General features: G+C 33.0%; 1 protein-coding gene. It reads left to right on the forward strand.

The genetic code is table 11. The features are described from left to right. Positions 1 to 297 (forward strand): AMP-binding protein (locus KFD70_RS29300; protein WP_431613557.1); only part of this gene is annotated, 297 nt, incomplete at both ends.

Here is a 297-nt window from a genome sequence, read left to right on the forward strand (position 1 = left end):
TCTAGCGATCTACCAAGTGTGAACACATCAAATGATTTAGCGTATGTCATATATACTTCAGGAACAACAGGACTGCCTAAAGGTGTTATGATAAATCATCAGGGTGTAGTTAATCAATTAAGTTACTTGGAATCAGAATACCCAGTTTTAGAAGGTGATAAGTACTTATTGAAAACAAATTTTGCATTTGATGTGTCAGTGACTGAACTTTATGGATGGTTTTTTGGGAATGGAAGTCTTGTAATACTAAAACCAGATGGTAACAAAGACATACTATATACCTTGAAAACTATAAAA

This window comes from Bacillus pfraonensis (genome assembly GCF_050768835.1).
GTDB lineage: Bacteria > Bacillota > Bacilli > Bacillales > Bacillaceae_G > Bacillus_A > Bacillus_A pfraonensis.